Source organism: Bacillus cereus group sp. BfR-BA-01381 (genome assembly GCF_022663555.1).
GTDB lineage: Bacteria > Bacillota > Bacilli > Bacillales > Bacillaceae_G > Bacillus_A > Bacillus_A pacificus.
Genome location: NZ_JAKUFR010000241.1, coordinates 1 through 389, shown reverse-complemented (window position 1 = coordinate 389; position 389 = coordinate 1). Strand labels below are relative to the sequence as shown.

Below are 389 nucleotides of genomic sequence, written 5' to 3'. Positions count from 1 at the left end.
CTCTTTCCTGAATATGAAAGAAGCAGCATCTTATAATAAGATGCTACTTTTCTCTAATTTTCTAAATATCTTTTATCAGCTTGCCCCATTTTTCGTCTCACAATAATGAAAATAATAGAAATAACAACAAGTCCAATTGACATTACTTGTGCAATACGAAGTGGTCCTAGCATTAAACTATCTGTACGTAATCCTTCTACGAAGAAGCGCCCTACTGAATACCAAATTAAATATGTGAAGAATAATTCTCCGCGGCGTAAATTCACTTTTCGTAATGCAAGTAATAGAATTACCCCCGCAAAATTCCATAATGATTCGTATAAAAACGTTGGGTGGTAGTAAACACCATCAATATACATTTGATTAATAATGAAATCCGGTAAATGAAG

The 389-nt window shown here is 33.2% G+C and carries 1 protein-coding gene; it reads right to left on the bottom strand.

The annotated features are described in order from the left end of the window. Positions 1-53: 53 nt before the first annotated feature. The coding region (locus MR079_RS28520; protein WP_242295095.1) for a prolipoprotein diacylglyceryl transferase family protein at positions 54-389 on the bottom strand (336 nt) is incomplete at its 5' end.